This window comes from Pseudomonas sp. Root569, from assembly GCF_001427465.1.
Classification (GTDB): Bacteria; Pseudomonadota; Gammaproteobacteria; order Pseudomonadales; family Pseudomonadaceae; genus Aquipseudomonas; species Aquipseudomonas synxantha.
Genome location: NZ_LMGQ01000023.1, coordinates 40423 through 62841, shown reverse-complemented (window position 1 = coordinate 62841; position 22419 = coordinate 40423). Strand labels below are relative to the sequence as shown.

17 protein-coding genes and 1 tRNA gene are annotated in these 22419 nt (G+C 59.4%); 3 read left to right on the top strand and 15 right to left on the bottom strand.

Annotation, left to right across the window (positions count from 1 at the left end):
- Positions 1-5: 5 nt before the first annotated feature.
- The 11 genes from pqqB to rpsU form a co-directional block, all read right to left on the bottom strand.
- A complete protein-coding gene (gene pqqB, locus ASD70_RS15845; protein WP_056846893.1) occupies positions 6-917 on the bottom strand; it encodes a pyrroloquinoline quinone biosynthesis protein PqqB in 912 nt (303 codons plus the stop codon).
- Positions 918-988: 71 nt separating this feature from the next.
- Positions 989-1063, bottom strand: coding sequence for a pyrroloquinoline quinone precursor peptide PqqA (gene pqqA, locus ASD70_RS28420; protein ID WP_003194766.1), 75 nt, complete (start codon positions 1061-1063; stop codon positions 989-991).
- A gap of 158 nt (positions 1064-1221) precedes the next feature.
- Positions 1222-3597: a pyrroloquinoline quinone biosynthesis protein PqqF gene (gene pqqF, locus ASD70_RS15840; RefSeq protein ID WP_082561441.1), complete on the bottom strand. Its 2376-nt coding sequence runs from the start codon at positions 3595-3597 to the stop codon at positions 1222-1224.
- A 48-nt stretch (positions 3598-3645) separates the two neighbouring features.
- On the bottom strand, positions 3646-4440 hold the full coding sequence (locus ASD70_RS15835) for a carbon-nitrogen hydrolase family protein (protein WP_046069805.1): 795 nt from the start codon (positions 4438-4440) through the stop codon (positions 3646-3648).
- Between the two features lie 10 nt (positions 4441-4450).
- Positions 4451-6133, bottom strand: a complete 1683-nt coding sequence (locus tag ASD70_RS15830; protein WP_043049753.1) for a flavin monoamine oxidase family protein — start codon at positions 6131-6133, stop codon at positions 4451-4453.
- 167 nt (positions 6134-6300) lie between these two features.
- Positions 6301-6747: an Lrp/AsnC family transcriptional regulator gene (locus tag ASD70_RS15825; protein ID WP_046069804.1), complete on the bottom strand. Its 447-nt coding sequence runs from the start codon at positions 6745-6747 to the stop codon at positions 6301-6303.
- A 113-nt stretch (positions 6748-6860) separates the two neighbouring features.
- Positions 6861-6937: transfer RNA gene (locus ASD70_RS15820), tRNA-Ile, on the bottom strand.
- Between the two features lie 15 nt (positions 6938-6952).
- Positions 6953-10696: a bifunctional diguanylate cyclase/phosphodiesterase gene (locus ASD70_RS15815; protein WP_056846892.1), complete on the bottom strand. Its 3744-nt coding sequence runs from the start codon at positions 10694-10696 to the stop codon at positions 6953-6955.
- Between the two features lie 121 nt (positions 10697-10817).
- Complete coding sequence (rpoD, locus tag ASD70_RS15810; RefSeq protein ID WP_046069802.1) at positions 10818-12668, bottom strand: RNA polymerase sigma factor RpoD; 1851 nt, start codon at positions 12666-12668, stop codon at positions 10818-10820.
- Positions 12669-12735: 67 nt separating this feature from the next.
- Positions 12736-14706 (bottom strand): DNA primase, encoded by a 1971-nt coding sequence (dnaG, locus tag ASD70_RS15805; protein WP_056846891.1) that lies wholly within the window; start codon positions 14704-14706, stop codon positions 12736-12738.
- A gap of 443 nt (positions 14707-15149) precedes the next feature.
- Positions 15150-15365 (bottom strand): 30S ribosomal protein S21, encoded by a 216-nt coding sequence (gene rpsU / locus ASD70_RS28415; protein WP_002551877.1) that lies wholly within the window; start codon positions 15363-15365, stop codon positions 15150-15152.
- 203 nt (positions 15366-15568) lie between these two features.
- Between rpsU and tsaD the strand changes: the two genes are divergently transcribed.
- Entirely contained in the window at positions 15569-16594 is a 1026-nt protein-coding gene (gene tsaD, locus ASD70_RS15795) for a tRNA (adenosine(37)-N6)-threonylcarbamoyltransferase complex transferase subunit TsaD (RefSeq protein ID WP_046069800.1), read from the top strand.
- A gap of 20 nt (positions 16595-16614) precedes the next feature.
- On the opposite strand, the gene plsY is transcribed toward tsaD, so the two are convergent.
- Positions 16615-17184: a glycerol-3-phosphate 1-O-acyltransferase PlsY gene (gene plsY / locus ASD70_RS15790; protein ID WP_046069799.1), complete on the bottom strand. Its 570-nt coding sequence runs from the start codon at positions 17182-17184 to the stop codon at positions 16615-16617.
- A gap of 74 nt (positions 17185-17258) precedes the next feature.
- Here plsY and folB point away from each other — a divergent pair, with 74 nt between their 5' ends.
- Both folB and folK read left to right on the top strand, forming a co-directional pair.
- Positions 17259-17612, top strand: coding sequence for a dihydroneopterin aldolase (gene folB / locus ASD70_RS15785; RefSeq protein WP_046069798.1), 354 nt, complete (start codon positions 17259-17261; stop codon positions 17610-17612).
- A complete protein-coding gene (folK, locus tag ASD70_RS15780) occupies positions 17603-18121 on the top strand; it encodes a 2-amino-4-hydroxy-6-hydroxymethyldihydropteridine diphosphokinase (RefSeq protein ID WP_046069797.1) in 519 nt (172 codons plus the stop codon). The genes folB and folK overlap by 10 nt, the downstream gene beginning before the upstream one ends.
- A gap of 72 nt (positions 18122-18193) precedes the next feature.
- On the opposite strand, the gene ASD70_RS15775 is transcribed toward folK, so the two are convergent.
- From ASD70_RS15775 to ASD70_RS15765, 3 genes are all read right to left on the bottom strand, one after another.
- Complete coding sequence (locus ASD70_RS15775) at positions 18194-19426, bottom strand: multifunctional CCA addition/repair protein (RefSeq protein ID WP_046069796.1); 1233 nt, start codon at positions 19424-19426, stop codon at positions 18194-18196.
- A 63-nt stretch (positions 19427-19489) separates the two neighbouring features.
- Positions 19490-21055 carry a SpoVR family protein gene (locus ASD70_RS15770; RefSeq protein WP_046069795.1) on the bottom strand — a complete coding sequence of 522 codons (1566 nt, stop codon included), beginning with the start codon at positions 21053-21055 and terminating at the stop codon, positions 19490-19492.
- Positions 21052-22323 (bottom strand): YeaH/YhbH family protein, encoded by a 1272-nt coding sequence (locus ASD70_RS15765; protein ID WP_034116083.1) that lies wholly within the window; start codon positions 22321-22323, stop codon positions 21052-21054. The genes ASD70_RS15770 and ASD70_RS15765 overlap by 4 nt, the downstream gene beginning before the upstream one ends.
- Between the last annotated feature and the right edge of the window lie 96 nt (positions 22324-22419).

Below are 22419 nucleotides of genomic sequence, written 5' to 3'. Positions count from 1 at the left end.
CGCTCCTACAATTCAATGCTCATGCCGTCGTAAGCCACTTCGACATTGCGCCGCACCAGCTCGGCTCGTTCGGGGGAGTCTTCATCGAGGATCGGGTTGGTATTGTTGATGTGAACAAGCACCTTGCGCTGCTTGGGCAACTGCTCCAGCACTTCCAGCATGCCGCCGGGGCCGTTCTGGGCCAGGTGGCCCATCTCGCGGCCGGTGCGGGTGCCGACGCCGCGGCGCTGCATTTCGTCGTCATCCCACATTGTGCCGTCCACCAGCAGGCAATCGCTGCTGGCCATGATTTCCAACAGCGGCGCGTCGACCTTGCCCAAACCCGGGGCGTAGAAGAGCTTGCCACCGGTGCGCAGGTCTTCGACGATCAGGCCGATATTGTCGCCTGGGTGTGGGTCGAAGCGGTGCGGCGAGTAGGGCGGTGCAGCGCTGCGCAACGGCAGCGGGGTAAAGCGCAGGTTGGGGCAGGCCGGGATGGTGAAGCTGGCGTCCAGCTCGATGCGGTTCCAGGCCAGGCCGCCGTTCCAGTGGGTCAGCATGGTGAACAACGGGAAACCGGTGCTCAGGTCTTCATGAACCATATCGGTGCACCACACTTGGTGTGGGCAGCCTTCGCGCAGGCTCAACAGGCCGGTGGTGTGGTCGATCTGGCTGTCCATCAGGATGATCGCGCTGATGCCGGTGTCGCGCAGGGCGCGGCCGGGTTGCATGGGCGCAAAACCCTGGAGTTGCGCACGGATGTCCGGCGACGCATTGCACAGCACCCAATTCACGCCATCGTCGGAGATCGCGATGGACGACTGGGTGCGCGCATGGGCCCGCAGGCTGCCATCGCGAAAACCTGCGCAGTTCACGCAGTTGCAGTTCCACTGCGGGAAGCCACCGCCGGCGGCGGAACCTAGAATCTGGACAAACATGTTCGCTCCATCAGGCAAAGCTCAAAACAAAAACGCCCCGGGCAAACCGAGGCGTTGTCTTACTCAGCCAATCAACGGCTGGCGAAGTACATGGTGACTTCGAAACCGATACGCAGATCAGTGTAAGCAGGTTTGGACCAAGTCATATTCTTACTCCTATCAAGGGATGGGACGTTCACTACCAAGTAATACATATAGTCCACCTCCCATTGGAGATGTTCAGATATTGCCAGGGAATATTACGCAATTCTTTTCAAGTTAGCGCTGTCTGGGTGGAAAAAGCCTGTTGCAGGGTTGGCAATGATCACCGCGCCGCTTGCCAGCCATCGTTGTTGCGCGGCCCGTTCGCCACGCAGCGCCAGCCGCCTGCAGCGTTATTGAGTTGTTGGGCTGCGTGTTGCAAGTCCTCGCGTGTGCGGCTTTGAATCAGCTGACGAAGTTGATCCAGGTATCCCGACGAATGACCCGCCCGGTGCGCGTGCCAAAGCAAGTCGGCGGCTTGGCTGATGGGCAGCGCCTGGGCTGTGAACTGCTGCGCCAGGGCCTGGTTGCCCAAGTCTGGACTGCGTTCGAGCAAGGACGGCAGTTGCCCCAGGAAGGTTTGCAGCTGCTCGACAATCCCGTCCAGGGACATGCTGGGCGATTGCACGCCAAACAACAGGCCGGTTTGCCCATTGATTTGTCGGATGCCACTGAACACGGCGTAGCCGATTTGCAGCTCGACTCGCAAACGCTGATAGAACGGCGCCTGGAGCACATGCCCGAGTAACCGCCATGTGGCTTCATCGGCCAGGGATAGACTCGGCGTTGGGCAAAATAGCAATAAGGCGGCTTCGCTGGAGTCGGTGTTGATCTCGTGCCAGAGGTGTTGGCCTTCGATTGGCTGAGGTGTGAACGGGATGTTCGCCGGCTGCCCTGGTAAGTGGGCGGCTGCGAGTTTGATCGCTGCTTGACTTGCGGTGGACAGGCCAGAGCCCAGCCCCTGCCAGCGTGCGCCAGACCACGACGCTTGTGCTTCCAAGGACTTGGGTTGCACCTCGGCGCAGCAAGCAGGCAACGCCTTGAGCAGCTCCCGAATGGCGATCGACGGCGCTGCTTCGGGCGGTGATAGAGGTTCATCGCACCTGTTCAGGCAACGTGCCAGCTCTTCGAGCACCGCTGGCATCGGTTCGTGAAGACCGTGCATTTTCACCAGCCAATCATTGGCAATGGTTTCACAAGACAACTCAATGCCTGCCTGGCGAGCATGTTCGCGCAACGGCTGCAGCGCGGGTTCGAGCCCGGTGGGGACGCCAGCGTCAAACCGCCAGTGCAGGTACAACGCGCCTTCGTCGGTGTCATCCGCCAACGCCTGGCTGAATATCAACGCCGATAATTCCTTTCGACCCCTTGAGCGATCCTGGGCAAAGCTACGCAAGCCACGGTGGGCGCTGATTTGGCCACGGATCAGGCCGGCGCGTTCTTCCTTGGCCGGAGGACGCAGCAGAGGGTTGTTCGGTGGCAGCTGCCAGTTGTGCTCAGCGGCGGGCAGGTGCAGCCCGTCGAGCATGGCCTTGAGGACTGTGACGCCTTGCTCCGAAAGGTCTTCGCTATCGTTGCGAGCCAATGCCAGGGCGCCTTGGACCTGTTGTTGACGAGCGTTGAGCAAGGCGAACTCTTCGCGTAAGGCTGTCCAATCGCTGCGTGCGAAAAAACTCAGCCAGTCGTACAGCAACGCTTCAACCTGCGTGGCCGATTCACTCTTGGTATGAAGGGTGAAGTGGATATCCAGCACCGCTTGGCCCGCGTAGTGATACAGCACGGACGCGTGCAGCGCGGTGGCCAATTGTCGTGCTTTCAGCAGTGCGAGCAACCCGCCTGGTGCCGAAGCGTTGAGCCAGGTGCAGAGGAACTCCAGCGCTTCGCGTGGGGCGTTACAGGTGATGATCTGGTGCAGGTGCTGATTGGCAACGTGTTGATAGCTGTGTGCTGGGCCCTGCATCAAGGCGGGGGGAGCGGCTTGCGGATGCAGGGGGCCTGGGGTCAGTTCGTCACTGAACTGCTGGGCCAAGGCTTGCAGGTCTGCCAGCGATTGTGGGCCGGCAAGGCTCAAGGTCATCTGCCCACTTTGATAGAAATGCCCGTGGAAGTCGCGCAGGGCTTGCTGGAAGGCGTCGCTTTCTACCGCCAGGCTGTCGCGGTTGCCGGCATGAAAACCTCGCAGCGGATGATCCGCCGCCAGTCCCTTCATCAACGCCATTTGCAGTTGAGCCTTGGCATCCTGGGACCAGGCCATAAACTCCGCGTCCAGCACTTCGCGTTCGCGCCGTTGATCATCAAGTGCCAAGCGTGGATGGGTCAACATGTCCGCCAAGCGTGCCAGCCCATCTGCAAAGGTCGACACCGGCAGTTCAAAGAAGAAATCGGTGGTGCGCTCACGGGTGCTGGCGTTGACGTGCCCACCGTGGCGCTGCACGTAGGCCATCAGCCCCTCGCCCGCAGGAAAACGCTCAGTACCCAGAAACAGCAGGTGCTCAAGAAAATGCGCCAGCCCCGGCCAGGCCAATGGCACGTCATGACTGCCGGCAGCCACCCGTAAAACCGCGGCGCAACGTTTCAGGCGCGGTGCATGGCGCAGGGCAACCCGCAGGCCATTGGCCAGGGTCAGGTGAATAGGGTGAGGGTGAACCGGCGCAGGCATGGGCACTTCCGAGGCATGGGAAGTGCCTATGCTAGCAAACCCACCGGGTCAGGGCTTGTGCAGTGCGCCGTAGAGTTCGGGGCGACGGTCGTGCAGGTAGTGATTGGCGGCGCGGGCGTCGAGGATCGATTGACGATCCAGCGTGCCGACAATCAATGCTTCATCCAGGCCGGCCTGGGCGAGTCGCTGGCCATCCGGCGCGGCAATGCTGCTTTGCCCGCAGTACTGAATATCGCCTTCATGCCCGCAGTAATTGGCGTAGGCAACGAAACATTGGTTCTCGAAGGCTCGTGCGCGCACAGTGACGTCGGCGACAAAGTCGAACGGCACCATGTTGGCGGTGGGCACCAGGATCAGTTCGGCACCGGCCATGGCTAGGCGCCGGGTGTTTTCCGGAAACTCAAGGTCATAGCAGATCAGCATGCCTACCTTCCACCCGTTCAATTCCACCACTGGGAAATCATCCGGACCGGCACTGAACATCGAGTGATCCAGGTCGCCAAACAAGTGCGTCTTGCGGTAGTTGCACAAGCGCTTGCCCTGGGCGTCGATCAACTGCACGGCGTTGTAGACCTGGCCATCTTCGGCCCGCTCCGGGTAGCCGTACAGAATCGCCAGCCCGGCACTCTGCGCCAGTTCGGCAATTGCCTGTGCCGACGGTCCATCCTGAGCCTCAGCCAGCGCGCCAACGGCTTCGGTGCCGATGTTATAGCCGCTGAGAAACATCTCCGGCAGCACCAGCACATCGGCGTCGCACGCTTCATGGGCCAACTGGTGCAGACGCTGGAGGTTGGCGGCCACATCCAGCGGCAGCGGCGGGCATTGGTACAGGGCGACACGCATGGTCAACTCCTTACTCGGCGAGGGCGATTGGCCCGATTTCATCGAACACATCACCTGGCCCCGGGTTCTCTGGGTGGGTGCTGCCACCGAAGTGGGTCATGATGCCCCAGACCGCATTGAGCGAGGTCTGCACCGCGCCTTCCACCCAGGCCGGGGTCCAGGAAACATCATCGCCGGCGATGAAGATCCCACGTTGTTCGGCGGGCATGTCCTTCTGCATGAAGTGCGCATACATGCGCTGGTTGTAGCGATAGTGACCGGGCAGGGCGCCTTTGAACGCGCCGAGGAAATGCGGGTCGGCTTCCCAGGATACGGTAATCGGGTCGCCGATGATGCGCGCCTTGATATCGACTTTCGGGTAGATCTTATTCAGCGCGTCGAGGGCCAGCTTGACGCGCTTATCGATAGGCTGGGGCAGCATTTTCAGCGCATCGCTCATCCACGAGTAGGACAGGCAGATCACGCCCGGCTTGTCGTCACCGTTATCGAACAGATAGGTACCGCGGGTCAGGCGGTCGGTGAGGGTCATGCTCATCAGGTCGCGACCGGTCTGCGGATCTTTGTCTTTCCAGAATGGGCGGTCGACCATCACAAAGGTTTTCGATGACTGCATGTATCGCGTGCGGTCCAGGGCCATCCACATTTTTTGCGAGAACAGGGTTTCGTCGCATTCGATCTGGGTGGTCAGCAGCCAGCTTTGGCAAGTGGTCAGCACTGCGGCATATTCACGGGTGTCGCCGTAGTTGTCGGTGACGGCGAAACGGCCGTCGGCGGCGTGGGCAATGCGTTTCACGCCTGCCCGTGGTGCGCCTCTATGCAGCGAGCTGAGGCTGGTGCCGGCTGGCCAGTGGGCGCAACGCTCCGGCACGTGTCGCCAGATGCCCATGGGTACTTGCGCCACGCCGCCGACGACCAGGTGTTGATGGTCATCGCAATTGGTCATCACCACACGGAAGATTTCCAGCATGGAGTTGGGGAAGTCCGAGTCCCAGCCACCCGTGCCGAAGCCGACCTGGCCAAACACCTCGCGATGATGGAACGACAACTTGGCAAAGGCCTTGGAGGTGGCGACGAAATCGTAGAAGGTACGGTCATCCCACAGCGGCACCAGCTTGTTCCATAGTGCCTTGAGGCGCGGCACGTCGCGATCGCGGATCGCCTGCTGGATATCACCGAACTGCGAGCCGGCTTCCAGGGCATCGGCCCAGGCATCGGCCACTTCCTGGAACAGTGCCGGCAAATCCGAAAGTTTTTGTGCGTAGTGGGTCTGGCCTTCCAGATCGATCACGGTACTGCCGGACGCCGGGGTCAGCGGGTTGGGGAAGGGTTTGGTCTCCAGGCCCAGCTTGTCCACGTAATGGTAGAACGCGGTGGACGACACGGGAAAACGCATGCCACCCAGCTCGGCGATGATGCCCTCGGCGCCTTCAAAGGCCTGGGAGCGCAAACGCCCACCCATTTTCGAAGCTTCATACACCACCGGCTTGAGGCCCAGCTTCATCAGCTCGTAGGCCGCAACCAGGCCCGCTATACCGGCCCCCACGATCGCCACCTCGGCGCCATGGTGGGCGGCGGGAATACTGCCCAGCCCGGCGGGGTGTTCGATCCAGTCATCAAAGGCAAAGGGGAAATCCGGACCAAAAATGGTGATGGGTTTCTTGCCGTCTGCGGGGTGGCGATTGGTCTTGCTGATGGTGCTGGACGGAATGCTCATGGCTGACCTTACTGACGGCTCGGCGGGATATGGCCCGTTGAGTATAGGAAAAGATGGCAGCCAGTTTAGGGAGCGTTGCGCTCGTTAATAAGACGCAATGTGTCGTCGGATTGCACTGATTTTTGTCAATATGACGAATCCAGTGGTCAGATTGGTTGGCCGCGATCCAGTTTGTTGCTGAGGATGATCGAGGTGGTGGTTTTTTCTACACCGTCGACAGTGCCGATCTGGTCGAGCAACTGGTCCAACTGCTCCGGCGAATCGGTGCGCAGCCAGGCCACATAATCGAACTCGCCACTCACCGCGCACAACTGCTGTACTTGCGCCATGGCACTCAGCCTGCGCAGCACTTCTTTACCGGAGCGCGGTTGTACGGTAATGCCCACATAAGCCTGCAATCCCCCATCTGCAACGCGTTGGCCCAGGCGCACGCCATACCCGGTGATCACCTGGGTTTTCTCCAGGCGCGCCAGACGCGACGTCACCGTGGTACGCGCAATGCCCAACTGCCGGGCGAGCATGGCCACGCTTTCGCGAGCGTTGAGCTGCAGGGCGGCGATAAGCTGGCGGTCGATTTCGTCTAGGGGGGGCAAGGGGGGAGGCTCCAGTGCGGACGGCAATGAGCAAGCATGGTACAGGCTTGGTCCGGCTGAAAGAACCGCTACGCCAGACACGCAAAAGCCGCGCAATGCGCGGCTTTCTTGTTTGGTGGGCCCAGTAGGACTCGAACCTACGACCAAAGGATTATGAGTCCTCTGCTCTAACCAACTGAGCTATAGGCCCTCAGTAGGTCGCGGATTATAACGATGGTTTCTTCACTGTGCCATCCGAAAAATCCTCCTGCCTTGTACGAAGGAAGTTTGCGGCAAAAAGCGCCGGTGGCAGGGGCAGGCTGACGATGTAGCCTTGCATCTGTTCACACCCTTCGGCGGCGAGGAAGGCCTGCTGTGCGGTGTTCTCCACGCCTTCGGCGATGATGGTGAATTGCATGCTGTGGCCGAGGGCGATGATGGCGCGCACGATGGCGACGTCGTGGGGGTCATCGGGCAGGCCGCGGACGAAGGATTGATCGATCTTGAGGAAGTCCAGGGGCAGGCGCTTGAGGTAGCTGAGGGACGAATAACCGGTGCCGAAATCGTCGATAGCCAATTGGACGCCCAGGCGCTTGAGTTGATGCAGCACCCCCAGGGCTTCTTCGGCCTGGCTCATGATGAAGTTTTCGGTGATCTCCAACTGCAGGCAGCCGGGTTCCAGGCAGTAATCGCGCAGCAGCTGTTCGATGCGTGACAGCAGCTTGGGGTGCCGCAGTTGAGCGCCAGCAAGATTGACCGACAGTGGACCGAAATCGTCGAAAGCCTGCTGCCATACATGCAGCTGGCGGCAGGCCTGTTCCAGTACCCAGTCGCCAATCTGCAGGATCATGCCGTTCTCTTCGGCCAGGGCAATGAAGTGTTCGGGCGGGACTTCGCCCAAGGTCGGGTGGTGCCAGCGGATCAAGGCTTCGGCGCCGATCAGTTCCTGGGTCACCAGGCTGCGCTTGGGTTGGTAACACAGGCTCAATTCTTCACGTTCGATGGCGCGACGCAGTTCGTGTTCCAGCGCCACGCGTTCATTGGCCTGGGCTGTCAGGTCGCGGGTGTAGTGTTCGACCCGGTTGCGGCCCTTGGCTTTGGAGCGGTACATCGCGGCATCGGCGTTTTTGACCAGGGTGGCAACGTCGGTGCCGTCCTGTGGATACAGGCTGGTGCCGATACTGGCGCTGATAAAGAACTCATGCTCTCCGGCCTGGAACGGCGGTGTAAAGCAATCGAGCAGTTTATTCGCCAGGTGCTGAGCATCGCTGGCCTGTTGCAAGCCGGGAAGCAGGATGATGAATTCATCGCCGCCCAGGCGGGCCACGGTGTCCACGTCCCGCAGTTGCTCCTTGAGGCGTACGGCGATGTCTTTGAGCAGCAGGTCGCCTACCGGGTGGCCGAGGCTGTCGTTGATGTGTTTGAAGCGGTCCAGGTCGAGAAACAGAACGGCGCCCTGTTTGCCGCTGTCCTGCTGGCCGTTGAGGGCGGCCTGCAGTCGATTTTCAAACAGAGTGCGGTTGGGCAGGCCGGTCAACGGGTCATGGTGGGCCTGGTAGTCCAGGCGTGCCTGGGCCAGCTTGAGGCTGGAGATGTCAGCAAACACGGCCACGAAGTGTGTGATCAACTGGTCGCGGTTACGCACGGCGCTGATGGTCAGCCAACTTGGATACACTTCGCCGTTTTTGCGGCGGTTGGAAATTTCGCCTTGCCAGTGACCGTGGGCCGTCAGTTGGTGCCACATCGCCGCGTAGAACGCGCTGTCATGCAGGCCGGAGGCAAGCAGGCGTGGGGTATGGCCGAGGGCTTCGGTCTCGCTGTAGCCGGTAATCTCACTAAAGGCGCGATTGACGGCGCTGATGTTCTGTCGGGTGTCGGTGATCAAGACGCCTTCGGCGGTGCTTTCGAACACCGTGGCGGCCTGTTGCAGTTTTTCCTGCATTAACTGGCGTTCGGTGATGTCCCGGGCGATGGTCAGCATGCAATCGTCGTCGCCAATGGGCAGCGGGCGGCTGGACACTTCGCAGAGACGAATCTGGCCGTCAGCGCGGCGGATATGGCAGACGAAATCGCGGACAAAGCCGTCGCGATGCATCAACTCCAGCATGTGCTTACGTTCGCTGAGGTCGACCCAGATGCCCAGGTCCGAAGCTGATTGATCCAGTGAGGTGGCGCTGGTGAAGCCGGTCAGATGGCTGAAACCTTCGTTTACCTCAATCAGCAGTCCATCGCTCTGGCGGCTCAGCAGCAAGCCATCAGGGGAGGCGTGGAACGCCTTGGCGAATTTCTCTTCGGAGGTTTGCAGCCGCTGTTGGGTTTCCTTGAGTTGAGTGATGTCGCGCACCACCACCACCAGCGCTTCGGTGGTGTCGAGTTGGAAGGGCTCAGCCGAGATCAGCCCGGTAAATGCCTGGCCGTTGCTGCGCAGAAATTGCATTTCCAGGTTGCGGATACTGGTGGTCTGCACCCGGTGCAGCAAATCCGGGCCAATGCCTTGAACGTCCCATATATTCAGCTCAGTGGCGGTTTTGCCTATGACCTCGTTGGCGCTCAGGCCAATCTGGTCCTCGAATGCCTTATTGACCTCCAGCAGGCAGCCATCGGACAGCCGCGCAATCACCAGGATGTCCGGGCATTGCTGAAACACTGAGGCAAACTTCTGCTCGGACAGTTGCAGGGCTTCTTCGGTGCCCTTGGCTTCGCTGATGTCGATCATCAAGCCGCGTAGCACTGGTTCATGGCCATGTTCGATCAGGCTGACGATATCGCGGACCCACAGGCAGCGGCCATCAGCGGTGATGACGCGATAGTCGACGCTATGATCGCGATTGGCACGGGTTTCCCGGTAGCAATACGCCTCGGTGTGGGTCAGGTCAGCGGGGTGGATAATATTGCGCCAGAAGCCTGGAATCAGCCAATGGGCGCGGGGATAGCCGAGCAGATCTTCGGCATGGGGTGACACATAGCTGTAGGTGAAGTCGCTGATGCTCGCTTCCCAGGCAATGGCAGACAAGCTCTCCACCAGGCCACGATAGTGGTACTCACTACTACGCAGTTCTTGCTCAAGGGCGACCCGACGGGAGATTTCCGAGCTGAGCCGGCGATTGATGCGAATGACCACTGCCAACACGGTGCTCAGTAGCAACACCGCTGGCAGGCCGTACATCAGCAGGTCCGCCCAGAGCGTGCGGTGATCCGTGAAGCTGCCCACCCAGTGTTGCTGGATCGCTTCGGTTTCGGCTGGGCTGAGGTCGGCGAGGACTTTGTCCAGGATACCCACCAGTATTTTTTCATCCCGCGGGACGCCCATCGCCAATTGGTAGCGGTAGGGCGTTTCACCGCTGACGTACAAGCCATCGAGTTTGAGTTGGCGCAGGCTCCAGACACTGGAGGCCAGGTCGCCGACTACCGCATCCACTTCATCGGTGGCCAGCGCTTGCAGCGTCGAGCTGACGTTGGGCATTGCGACGAGGTTCAGGTCCGGATGGTGGGTACGCAGCAACTCATGGGGCGCGTAGTTTTCCACCACGGCAATTTTCAGTCCGTACAAATCCCTGAGGTTGCGTGGTTTTGCGCCGCCTTCATGGGCAAGGATGATAATGGGAAAGTCCAGGTAGGGACGTGTGAAGGCCAGGAAACCTTGGCGCTCCGGGGTGGACATGATGCCGGGTAGCAGGTCGAGCTGGTTGCTCCGGGCTTGTTCAAGCGCAGCGGTCCAGTTGGCCGGCTCGATCAGCTTGATCCGCACACCCAGGCGGTCCTGGATCAGGCGTACATAGTCAGCGGCCAGGCCCTGGTAACGGCTGTTTTCATCACGGTATTCGAAAGGTGGCCACGACGCATCCACACCGAGGCGCAGCTCCTGATGGTCCGCCAACCAGCTACGCTCATCATCCGTAAGAGTCAACGCGCCAGCCGTTGCGGTCCAGGTCAGCAGCGACAGTAGTAACACGGTCGGCAATCTGGGCATAACGGTCTCGTTATGGCACGGGGAATGAATCGAGTGTAGACGGGCATTTCAGGGGAGGGAGGTTGCGACGAATTTTATCTATTCAAAACAAAACCCCCGGCCTGGGCCGGGGGTTCTGGTATCACTCGTCGAGGAAGGAGCGCAGATGCTCGCTTCGCGTCGGGTGGCGCAACTTGCGCAGCGCCTTGGCTTCGATCTGACGGATCCGCTCGCGGGTCACGTCAAACTGCTTACCGACTTCCTCAAGGGTGTGGTCGGTATTCATGTCGATGCCGAAACGCATGCGCAGTACCTTGGCTTCACGGGCAGTGAGGCCGGACAGCACGTCGCGGGTTGCTTCTTTGAGGCTCTCAACGGTGGCGACATCGATTGGCGACTGCATGGTCGAGTCTTCGATGAAGTCACCCAGGTGGGAGTCTTCGTCATCACCAATCGGCGTTTCCATGGAGATCGGTTCTTTAGCGATCTTCAATACCTTGCGGATTTTATCCTCAGGCATTTCCATGCGTTCACCCAGCTCTTCCGGGGTCGGTTCGCGACCCATTTCCTGCAACATCTGCCGGGAAATACGGTTGAGCTTGTTGATGGTCTCGATCATGTGCACCGGGATACGGATGGTGCGGGCCTGGTCGGCGATCGAGCGAGTGATCGCCTGACGGATCCACCAGGTGGCATAGGTCGAGAACTTGTAGCCGCGACGGTATTCGAACTTGTCCACCGCCTTCATCAGGCCGATGTTGCCTTCCTGGATCAGGTCGAGGAACTGCAGGCCACGGTTGGTGTACTTCTTGGCGATGGAGATCACCAGGCGCAAGTTCGCTTCAACCATCTCTTTCTTCGCGCGGCGGGCCTTGGCCTCACCGATCGACATGCGACGGTTGATGTCCTTGATCTCGGCAATCGTCAGACCGGTTTCGGTCTGCAACGCGATCAGCTTCTGCTGGCAACGAATGATGTCCGGCTGCAGGCGACCGATGGCTTCGGCGTATTTCGCCTTGCCCTTGGCCAGTGCGTCGGTCCAGCTTTCGTCAACTTCGTTGCCCGGGAACTGGCGCAGGAAGTCGGTACGCGGCATACGCGCATCACGCACACAGAGCTGCATGATTGCACGTTCTTGGGCACGCAAACGCTCAAGAGCACTGCGAACGCGCTCAACCAGGCCTTCGAACTGCTTGGGCACCAGCTTGATCGGCATGAACAGCTCAGCCAGGGCGACCAGCTCGGCAATTGCCTGCTTGTTGCCGCGACCGTGCTTCTTCAAAGCCTTGCGGGTGATTTCCATTTGATCGGAAACCGCACCAAAACGCTGTGCCGCGACAACAGGGTCCGGGCCGCTTTCGACTTCATCTTCGTCGTCGCTGCTGGCTTCAGCCTCGTCGTCGTCGGTGTCGTCGTCCGCTTTCGGCGCTTTCGGGTCGACCGGCGGCGGTACTTCGGCGGCAGGCGGCGCAATGCCGTCGTCCGGGTCGATATAACCGCTCAGGACGTCGGACAGGCGGCCACCTTCGGTGGTGACGCGGGTGTACTCGGAGAGAATGTGGTCAACCGTGCCAGGGAAGTGCGCGATTGCGCCCATCACTTCACGGATGCCCTCTTCGATACGCTTGGCGATTTCGATTTCGCCTTCGCGAGTCAGCAGCTCGACCGTACCCATTTCACGCATATACATGCGTACAGGGTCCGTCGTGCGGCCGATATCGGTCTCTACTGCAGCCAGCGCGGCAGCAGCTTCCTCAGCGGCGGCCTCGTCGGTATCAGCGTCGGCCAGCATAAGGGAGTCCTTATCTGGCGCGACTTCGAATACGTTGATCCCCATGTCGTTAATCATGCGGATGATGTCTTCCACCTGCTCTGGATCTGAAATATCCTCAGGCAGGTGGTCGTTGACCTCCGCGTAAGTCAGGTAACCCTGCTCACGACCTAGTGTGATCAACTCTTTGATACGAGACTGCTGTTGCGCTTTTCCGGACATAACACCCTATCCACTGAAGGTCTTGGCGGGCAAAAAACAAGCCGAGGATTATACCCGAGCTATGACCTCACACGCCAGCTGAGGTCGGGTTTGATGCGGAAACATTCTGTTTTAAGAGGTCGCGCATCTGTTTTGCTATCTGAATTTGCTCTTCAGCCGACAATCCCGGCTGCCTGGCTCTCTTGATGAGCTCATCGAGGGTCTGCGTATGCTGACCCGCGGATAACCTATTAATGGTGTCTAAAAACTGTTGTTCAAGGTTATCGCCGTCAATTAGCCACTCCTTTTCCGCCAGGGCTTTCAATAAACGGCCCTGTTCCGTGCCATGCCAGCGAGCCATAAGCTGAATTGAGTTTAGCTTAGGATTTTTTTGCACCGCCTCGATCAGGGCAATCAGCACCTGGGCATAGGTGTTGCTCTCGTTGGCAAAATGGTCGGCACTTTCAACCTTGCCGGCCAATTGCGGGTGGTGAATCAATGTACGCAGCGCAATAAGTGTCGGGGCTTCTACCGCCACCGGCGTGCGTGGAGCGTAGGCTTCATCGCGATCGCCGCGCTTGCCGTTCTTGCTCCAGGGCTTCTTGTCCCATTTCTTGCCGCCGGCGCCGGGTTTCTTTGGTGTCCAATCCTGCTGGGGCGCAAAGGCCTCCTGGGGTTGGTGGAAGTCGGCATAGTCCGGCATGGCGTCGTAATCCATGCCGGGGTCGTAGGCCGGCGGTGCATCCTGTGGTGCGCTGTGCACCAGCTGACTTACGGCTTCGCCGCTCAAACCGGTGATCTCCAGCAGGCGCTGGCGCATCAGGGTGCGCAAGTTGGCGCCCGGGACCTTGTCGATCAGCGGTGCGGCGAGGGTGGCCATATGGGCCTTGCCCTCGAGGGAGCGCGGGTCAGCCTCTTCGGTCAGTTGCTGGAAAAAATAATCTGCCAGGGGCTGCGCATGTTGATTGATGCGCGCACGAAACGCGTCAGTGCCTTCCGAGCGCACCAGTGTGTCCGGGTCCTCGCCTTCGGGCAGGAACAGGAAGCGTGCACGACGCCCGTCCTGCAGGCTCGACAGCGTGGCCTCAAGCGCGCGCCAGGCGGCGTTGCGGCCGGCCTGGTCACCGTCGAAGCAGAACAGCACGCTGGGCACCACGCGAAACAGGCGCTTCAAGTGCTCTTCGCTGGTGGCGGTGCCGAGGGTTGCCACCGCGTTGCGCAGGCCTTGCTGGGCCAGGGCGATTACGTCCATGTAGCCTTCAACCACGATGATCTCGTCGAGGTTGCGGTTGTTCTTGCGTGCTTCGAACAGGCCGTAGAGTTCCTGGCCCTTGTGGAACACCGGGGTCTCCGGGGAGTTCAGGTACTTGGGCTTGTCGTCCCCGAGTACACGGCCACCAAAGGCGATGATACGGCCACGGCTGTCGCGAATCGGAAACATCACACGGTCGCGAAAACGATCGTAGCGCTTGCCGGTCTCGGCGTTCTCCACCAACAAGCCGGCATCGATCATGGCTTTTTGCTGGAGGGTATCGCTGCTCAGGTGCTTGTATAGATTGTCCCAGCCCGGCGGGGCGAACCCGAGGCCGAAGTCGCGGGCGATTTCACCGGTAAGGCCACGGCTCTTGAGGTAATCGACGGCGGCCTTGCGCTGCGGATGGCTCTTGAGCGCTTGACGATAAAAATCAGCAGCGGCCGTCAACAGCGGATAGAGCGGCGAGTCGGTGGGCTGCCTGGGTTTGTGCGGGCGGCCGCTTTCTTCGCGGGGGATTTCCATGCCGGCGGCTTTGGCCAGATCCTCGACGGCCTGGGGGAAGTCCAGGTTGTCGTGGTCCATCAGGAAGCCGAGGGCATTGCCGCCGGCGCCGCAACCGAAGCAGTAATAGAACTGCTTGTCGGGGCTGACGCTGAACGATGGGGTTTTTTCTTTATGGAACGGGCAGCAGGCGGTGTAGTTCTTGCCGGCTTTTTTCAGTTGTACGCGTGAGCTGACAACATCGACGATGTCGGTGCGGTTCAGAAGGTCGTCAATAAAGCTCTGGGGAATCAGCCCGGCCATGGCGTTCTCGTCATCACTGCGTGTAAATGAGGGCCCGTGAAGTGTTCAAGCGCACGTATCGAGTGCTCGATCATCATCGTCTGCTTGGGTTGTCAGGAAAGTGTATCTGCCGAGCATTCACTGACGGTAGTTTCTGATCAGTCTTCGGCATGGAAATGTTGCCCGGGCGTCCGGTCTTGGCCGATGAAGGCCTCGGAAGCGCATCGATGGGCACAGCCGACACAGTTGATCGCCTGCTTGAAGAATAGGTGTGCTCGTCAGTAGCCTTGTTAGGCTCGTCAGAAGAGACGTGCACCGCTGGCAAAAGAGCCAGCCCTGACGTTTGAAGCAGTGTCTCGGTCGCATGTGCGGCGTCGACGGTGAAGCATCAAGCGATATCCGCAAATGCCAACAGCCCGGCTGAGGGCCGGGCTTGGCAGAAGCTTGCTACGAACGTCTGTGTATTAGTACAGACGAACGGCGCGGCGCTGTTCGCGCTGAACTTTCTTGGCGTGACGCTTAACAGCGGCTGCTGCTTTACGCTTACGCTCAGAAGTTGGCTTCTCATAAAATTCGCGGCTACGAACTTCAGCCAGAACACCGGCTTTTTCGCAGGAGCGCTTGAAACGACGCAGAGCTACGTCGAAGGGTTCGTTCTCTTTTACTTTGACGGCTGGCATCCAGAGCTACCTTCTTTCATTACCGGGAATCAACGTTCTCGTCGCAAAAAATTCGCGGCTGAGGTCGTCGGTTTTTAAGGGTTGCGGATGTTAACCCCTCATTGCCCGGAATGCAAAGCCTCTGATCGAAAACCGCTAGTCGGGAGGGGGAGCGGGGACTATCATGCGCGCCTTCGAATTCAGCCTCTACAAGGCGCAAACCCATGCTAGTACTGGGACTTGAAACCTCCTGCGACGAAACCGGCGTCGCCCTATACGACAGTGAACGCGGGCTTTTGGCCGACGCGCTGTTCAGTCAGATCGACCTGCACCGTGCCTATGGTGGCGTGGTGCCGGAGCTTGCCAGCCGTGATCACGTCAAGCGCATGCTGCCGTTGATTCGCCAGGTGCTGGACGAGGCCGATTGTGTGGCGACCGAGATCGATGCCATCGCCTACACTGCGGGCCCTGGATTGGTTGGAGCCCTGCTGGTTGGGGCCTCTTGCGCCCAGGCGCTGGCTTTTGCCTGGGGCATTCCGGCTCTTGGCGTGCACCATATGGAAGGCCATTTACTGGCGCCCATGCTGGAAGAAACACCACCGCAGTTCCCGTTCGTCGCTTTGTTGGTTTCGGGCGGCCATACGCAGCTGGTTCAGGTCGATGGTATCGGCCAATACACCTTGCTGGGTGAGTCCCTGGACGACGCCGCCGGCGAAGCTTTCGATAAAACTGCGAAGATGATGGGGCTCAATTATCCAGGTGGCCCGGAAATCGCCCGTCTTGCCGAGAAAGGCGTGGCCGGGCGCTACACCTTCCCGCGTCCGATGTGTGATCGCCCTGGCCTGATGTTCAGTTTCAGCGGTTTGAAAACCTCCGCCTTGAACACCTGGCAGCAGAGCGTCAGTGCCGGGGACGACGGTCAACAAGCCCGTTGCGACATCGCTCTGGCGTTCCAGCAGGCCGTGGTGGAGACTTTGACCATCAAGTGCAAGCGCGCCCTGAAGCAGGCGGGTATGAAGCGGCTGGTGATTGCTGGCGGCGTCAGTGCCAACAAGGCACTGCGCGTGTCCTTGGAGAAAATGCTCGGCGACATGAATGGTCATGTGTTCTACGCACGCCCTGAGTTCTGCACTGATAACGGCGCGATGATCGCCTATGCCGGTTGCCAGCGCTTGCAGGCCGGACAGCACGAAAGCCTGGCGATCAGCGTGCAGGCACGTTGGCCAATGGAACAGTTGCCGCCGTTGTAAGAGCCGACGCAAGGGCGGATTTAAAAATGCCGTTCGCGCCCGGCAAACAGGTCGCGTAGATTGCCGCGGTGACGCCAGACGATCAGCAGGGTCAGCATGCTCATCGGCAGCAAGGCCTGCGGTTCCTGCCAGGCCAACAGCGGCAGGGTCAGCGGGGTGGCGATCAGCGCGGCCAGCGAGCTGGTTCGGGTCAGGTAGAACGTCAGCAGCCAGGCGAGCATGGCCAGTAACGCGGCCGGTGGGTAGATGCCCAGCAGCATACCGGCCGCTGTGGCAACGCCTTTACCGCCGCGAAAACGGAAGTACAGCGGGAACAGGTGGCCCAGGACGGCGCACACGCCCACCCAGGCTTGCTGTTGCAAGGAAAGGCCGAGGAGGCTGGCGATCAGCACGGGCAGCAAGCCCTTGCACACGTCGCCCAGCAACGTCAGGACGGCAAGTTTCTTGCCGGCCAGGCGCAACATATTGGTGGCGCCGGCATTGCCTGAGCCACTCATTCGCGGGTCGGGATTTCCCGTCAGGCGGCTGAGCAAAATGGCGAAGGACAGCGAGCCGAGCAGGTAGGCGAGAATCGCCAGTGACCAAAACATGCTAACTATTCCGGGCGAGGATGCCCTGATTCTAACGGGGCATCGCGCCCTTGTCGTGCTGCGGAGAAGAGTACTTGGACAGAGTGTTTATCGAAGGCCTGGAAGTCGACACCGTGATTGGGGCCTACGACTGGGAGCGCGGGATCCGGCAGTGCTTGCGCCTGGACCTGAGCTTCGCCTGGGATAATCGCCCGGCCGCTGCAGGTGATGACCTGGCGCTGGCGCTGGATTACGCCAGCGTGTCCGCGCGTATCCAGGCTTTTGCCGAGCAGTCCCAGTATCAGTTGGTGGAAACCTTCGCCGAGCGCTTGGCCGAGGTGCTGATGAGCGAATTCCAGATTCCCTGGCTGCACCTCAAATTGACCAAGCCAGGCGCCGTGCCGGCTGCCAAGGGCGTGGGCGTGGAGATCGAGCGCGGATGTCGTTGACTCAGATTTACCTTGGGCTTGGCAGCAATGTTGAGCGCGAAAGCCGTCTATGCGCCGGCCTGGATGCGCTGGCGGGGTTCTTGACGGATATGCGCTGTTCAGCGGTGTTCGAAAGCCAGCCGGTGGGGATCAAGAGCGGGCCATTTTTCAACTTGGTGGTGTCGGCCTATACCGACCTGCCGTTGTTGGAGTTAGATCGCCGACTGAAACTCATCGAGGCCGATAATGGCCGTTATGCGCCCAACCGCAAGGGCCTGCCGCTGGATATCGACGTGTTGCTGTATGGAGATTTGGTGGGTAATTTCGATGGATTGATCCTGCCACGGGCAGAAATCCTGAAAAACGCTTTTGTATTGTGGCCGCTGTCGATGATGGCGCCGGATCGTATGCACCCTGAGGCAGGCAAGACAATGGCCGAGCTGTGGCGCGATGCGCAGATCGACCAGGTGCTGGCGCCTGTCGGCTTTGAGTGGCAAGGCCGACAACTGACGCCGCAAGCTCTCTTGTAGGAGCTGAGCTTGCTCGCAAAAAACCTGAGGGCGCTGCCTTATCATTGACGTTTTTCGCGGGCAAGCTCGTTCCTACAAAGGCTTGTATTGTTCCTTGTAGGCTTTCAGCGCGTTCAGCCGTTCGCGCTTGAGTGCCGCTCCCAGCTCTGGGCCTTTGAAACCTTTTTCCAGCAATGGTGCAACCGGTACTTCGCGTGCGGCCTTTGCCGCGCCGCGCAAATAATCTGCCTGTGGATAACTGCGTTGTTCAAAGCCTTTGCGGCCCCGGGCATCCATTTCGCAGGCTACTAGAAACTCTTCGAAGCGTTGCGGCCGCCGGTACAGGTCAAAACTCTGCAGTAATTCCAGTAATGTCGAGGCTTTGAGTTCCAGTGCGCGATGGCCGTGGGTATGAAATTCGCCCACCAGCAATGCCAGTTCCTGGCAATCCCTGGGCACCTTGAAGCGCTCATTCACCGCCTTGATCAGCCTTAAGCCGCGGTGTTCGTGGGCAATATGCTGCGGCAACTTATCCACAGGCGTCAGGCCTTTGCCCAAATCGTGCAGCAGGCAGGCCCAGCGCACTGTCAGCGGTTGTCTGTGCAAAGCGGCTTGTTCCAGCACGCTCAATGTGTGAATGCCGGTATCGATTTCCGGATGATGAGCCTCGGGTTGGGGCACACCGAACAGCGCGTTTACCTCCGGCATCAGGGTTTTCAGTGCGTCGCAGTCGCGCAGTACCTGGATAAATACCTGAGGGTGATCCTCCATCAGCGCCCGTGAGATTTCTTTCCAGCTGCGTTCGGGGGTAAGGGCCTGGAGTTCGCCGCAATCACTGAGTTGACGCATCAGCTCGAGTGTCTCGGGTGCGACCTTGAAGCCAAGGTGTGCATAACGCGCGGCAAAGCGGGCAACGCGCAGCACGCGGAGCGGATCTTCGGCGAACGCGGGGGAAACATGACGCAATATACGCGCTTCAAGATCGCGTTGGCCGTGATAAGGGTCGGTCAGGTTGCCATCGTCATCTTCCGCCATGGCGTTGATGGTCAGGTCACGACGGATCAAGTCTTCTTCCAGGGTGACCTCGGGGCTTGCGTGAAACACAAAGCCACCGTAACCCCTGCCGCTCTTGCGTTCGGTGCGGGCAAGGGCGTATTCATCACCATTTTTCGGATCGAGAAATACCGGGAAATCGGCGCCCACCGGCTTATAGCCTTTGGCGAGCATTTCCTCGGTGGTTGTGCCGACGACGACGCGGTCGATATCGGTGACCTTGATGCCTAGAAGGCGATCACGCACGGCGCCGCCGACTTTGTAGATTTTCATGAAAAAGCCTCCATTAGCGCCACAGGATAACGCCTGTGCCTGGCCAGTGGAGGCTTTGCTGCTTCAGAGATGAACGACGGCCATGTCCAGGCGGCCGTAGTCATTGTCGTTGTGATCGCTGCGTGGCGGCACATGATGGGTTTTCATGACCTGATCGCCCTGTAGCGTTTCCAGGTGGATGTCGAACCCCCACAGTCGATGCAGGTGCTTGAGCACTTCCTCGGTGGATTCGCCCAAAGGCTTGCGATCATGCTGCTGGTGACGCAGGGTCAGCGAACGGTCGCCGCGCACATCGATGCTATAGATCTGCACGTTAGGCTCGCGATTGCCCAGGTTGTACTGGGCGGCCAGGGTTTCGCGAATGATGCGGTACCCCGGTTCGTCGTGGATGGCCGGGACCACCAGGTCGTCCTTGAGGTCGTCATCGAGGATGCTGAACAGCTTGAGGTCGCGAATCACCTGAGGTGACAGGTATTGCAGGATAAAACTCTCATCCTTGAAACTGCTCATGGCGAACTTGATGGTCGACAACCAGTCGCTGCCAGCGATCTCCGGGAACCAGCGGCGATCTTCTTCCGTGGGGTGTTCGCACATGCGGCGGATGTCGCGGTACATGGCAAAGCCCAGGGCATAGGGGTTGATACCGTTGTAATACGGGCTGTCGAAGCCGGGTTGGAACACCACGCTGGTGTGGGAGGTAAGAAACTCCATCATGAAGCCGTCAGTGACCAAGCCTTCGTCGTACAGATCGTTCATCAGCGTGTAATGCCAGAAAGTCGCCCAGCCTTCGTTCATCACCTGGGTCTGGCGCTGTGGATAAAAGTACTGGGCAATCTTGCGTACGATGCGCACAATTTCCCGTTGCCAAGGCTCTAGCAGCGGAGCATGTTTTTCCAGGAAATAGAGGATGTTTTCCTGGGGTTCGACGGGGAAGCGCGCATTGTCCTTGTCGTTGTTTTTGCCGGCACGTTTGGGGATTGTGCGCCATAGGTCGTTGATCTGTTTCTGCAGGTGCTCCTCACGCTCCTTTTGGCGCAAGCGTTCCTCTTCGGCGGAAATGGGGTAGGGGCGTTTGTAGCGGTCGACCCCGTAATTCATCAGGGCATGGCAGGAGTCCAGAAGGTCTTCCACCGCATCGATACCGTGGCGTTCCTCACACTGCATGATGTACTGCTTGGCAAACACCAGGTAATCGATGATCGAGCTGGCGTCGGTCCAGGTGCGAAACAGATAGTTGCCCTTGAAAAAACTGTTGTGTCCATAGCAGGCATGAGCCACCACCAGCGCCTGCATGCAGATAGTGTTTTCTTCCATCAGATAGGCGATGCACGGGTCGGAATTGATCACGATCTCGTAGGCCAGGCCCATCTGTCCTCGCGTGTACGACTTCTCGGTACTGAGGAAGTGTTTGCCATAGGACCAATGGTGGTAACCCAACGGCATGCCCACGGAGGCATAGGCATCCATCATTTGCTCGGCGGTGATGACCTCAATCTGGTTGGGGTAAGTATCCAGGGCATAACCCGCCGCAATACGGCTGATTTCCCGGTCATAGGCCTGGATCAATTCAAAGGTCCACTCGGAACCGGTGGAAATGGGTTGACGCTTGTTCTCTTTTTTGGCGGTCATGTCACTAACCTGCGCTGGAAGAGTTCACGGAAGACCGGGTAGATATCGCCGGCCGAGACCAGTTGCTGCTGGGCGAACGTATCGGCAAAGGCTTCGCCGATGCGCTCGTACTCGAACCACAGGGCCTGGTGCTCACGGGGGGTGATTTCGACATAGGTGTAGTACTGCACAAACGGCATGATCTGGTTGATCAGGATGTCACGGCAGATCGGCGAGTCGTCGTTCCAGTTGTCGCCGTCGGAAGCTTGGGCGGCGTAAATGTTCCAGTCGTTGGCAGGGTAGCGCTCGGCCATGATCTCCTGCATCAGCTTCAGTGCACTGGAAACGATGGTGCCGCCGGTTTCCCGCGAGTAAAAGAACTCTTCTTCATCCACTTCCCGGGCGCTGGTGTGATGGCGAATGAACACGACGTCGATTTTGTCGTAATTTCGTTTCAGGAACAGGTACAGCAGGATAAAGAAGCGCTTGGCAATATCCTTGGTCGCCTGGGTCATGGAGCCGGACACGTCCATCAGGCAGAACATCACCGCTTTGGAGCTTGGGTTGGGTTGTTTGACCAACAGGTTGTATTTCAAATCAAAGGTATCGAGGAACGGTACGCGGTGGATGCGTGCGCTGAGTTTCTCTATTTCTGCCTCGATTTCCTGGATATCGCCGAAGTTATCCGGTTCTTCACGCTTCAAGCGCGCCAACTCCTCCTTGGCCTGCTTCAGTTTGGCGCGGCTGCTGCCGGACAAGGCGATGCGCCGTGCATGGGCTGAACGCAAGGTGCGGATGATATTGATGCGCGATGGATTACCCTCGTTGCTGATCCCGGCGCGCACGGTCTTGAAGGTGTCGGTCCCGGTCAGGTTGCGCTTGACCAGGTTTGGCAGTTCCAGATCCTCGAACATGAATTCGAGGAATTCTTCCTGGGTGATCTGGAATACGAATTCATCCATGCCTTCCCCGGAGTTGCCGGCCTTGCCCGGACCTTTACCGCCACCGCCACCTTGTGGGCGCTGGATGTGTTCGCCGGTGGTGAATTCCTTGTTGCCGGGGTGCACGACGGTCTGTTTGCCGCCGCGGCCGTGGTGAAGCACCGGCTCGTCAATGTCCCGCCCCGGGATACTGATTTGTTCGCCGTGCTCCATGTCAGTGATGGAGCGGCGGCTGACGGCTTCTTCGACGGCCTTTTTGATGTGGTCACGGTAACGCCGCAGGAAACGCTGGCGGTTTACCGTGCTCTTGTTCTTGCCATTGAGGCGTCGGTCGATCACATAGCTCATAGGGAGCCCTCCGGGCAGCTTCACGTTACAAGCTTCAAGCTGCTAGCTGGAAGCTTCGGGACAAGCGGTCGGCTGCCAGGCCAACGGCCTGGCAGT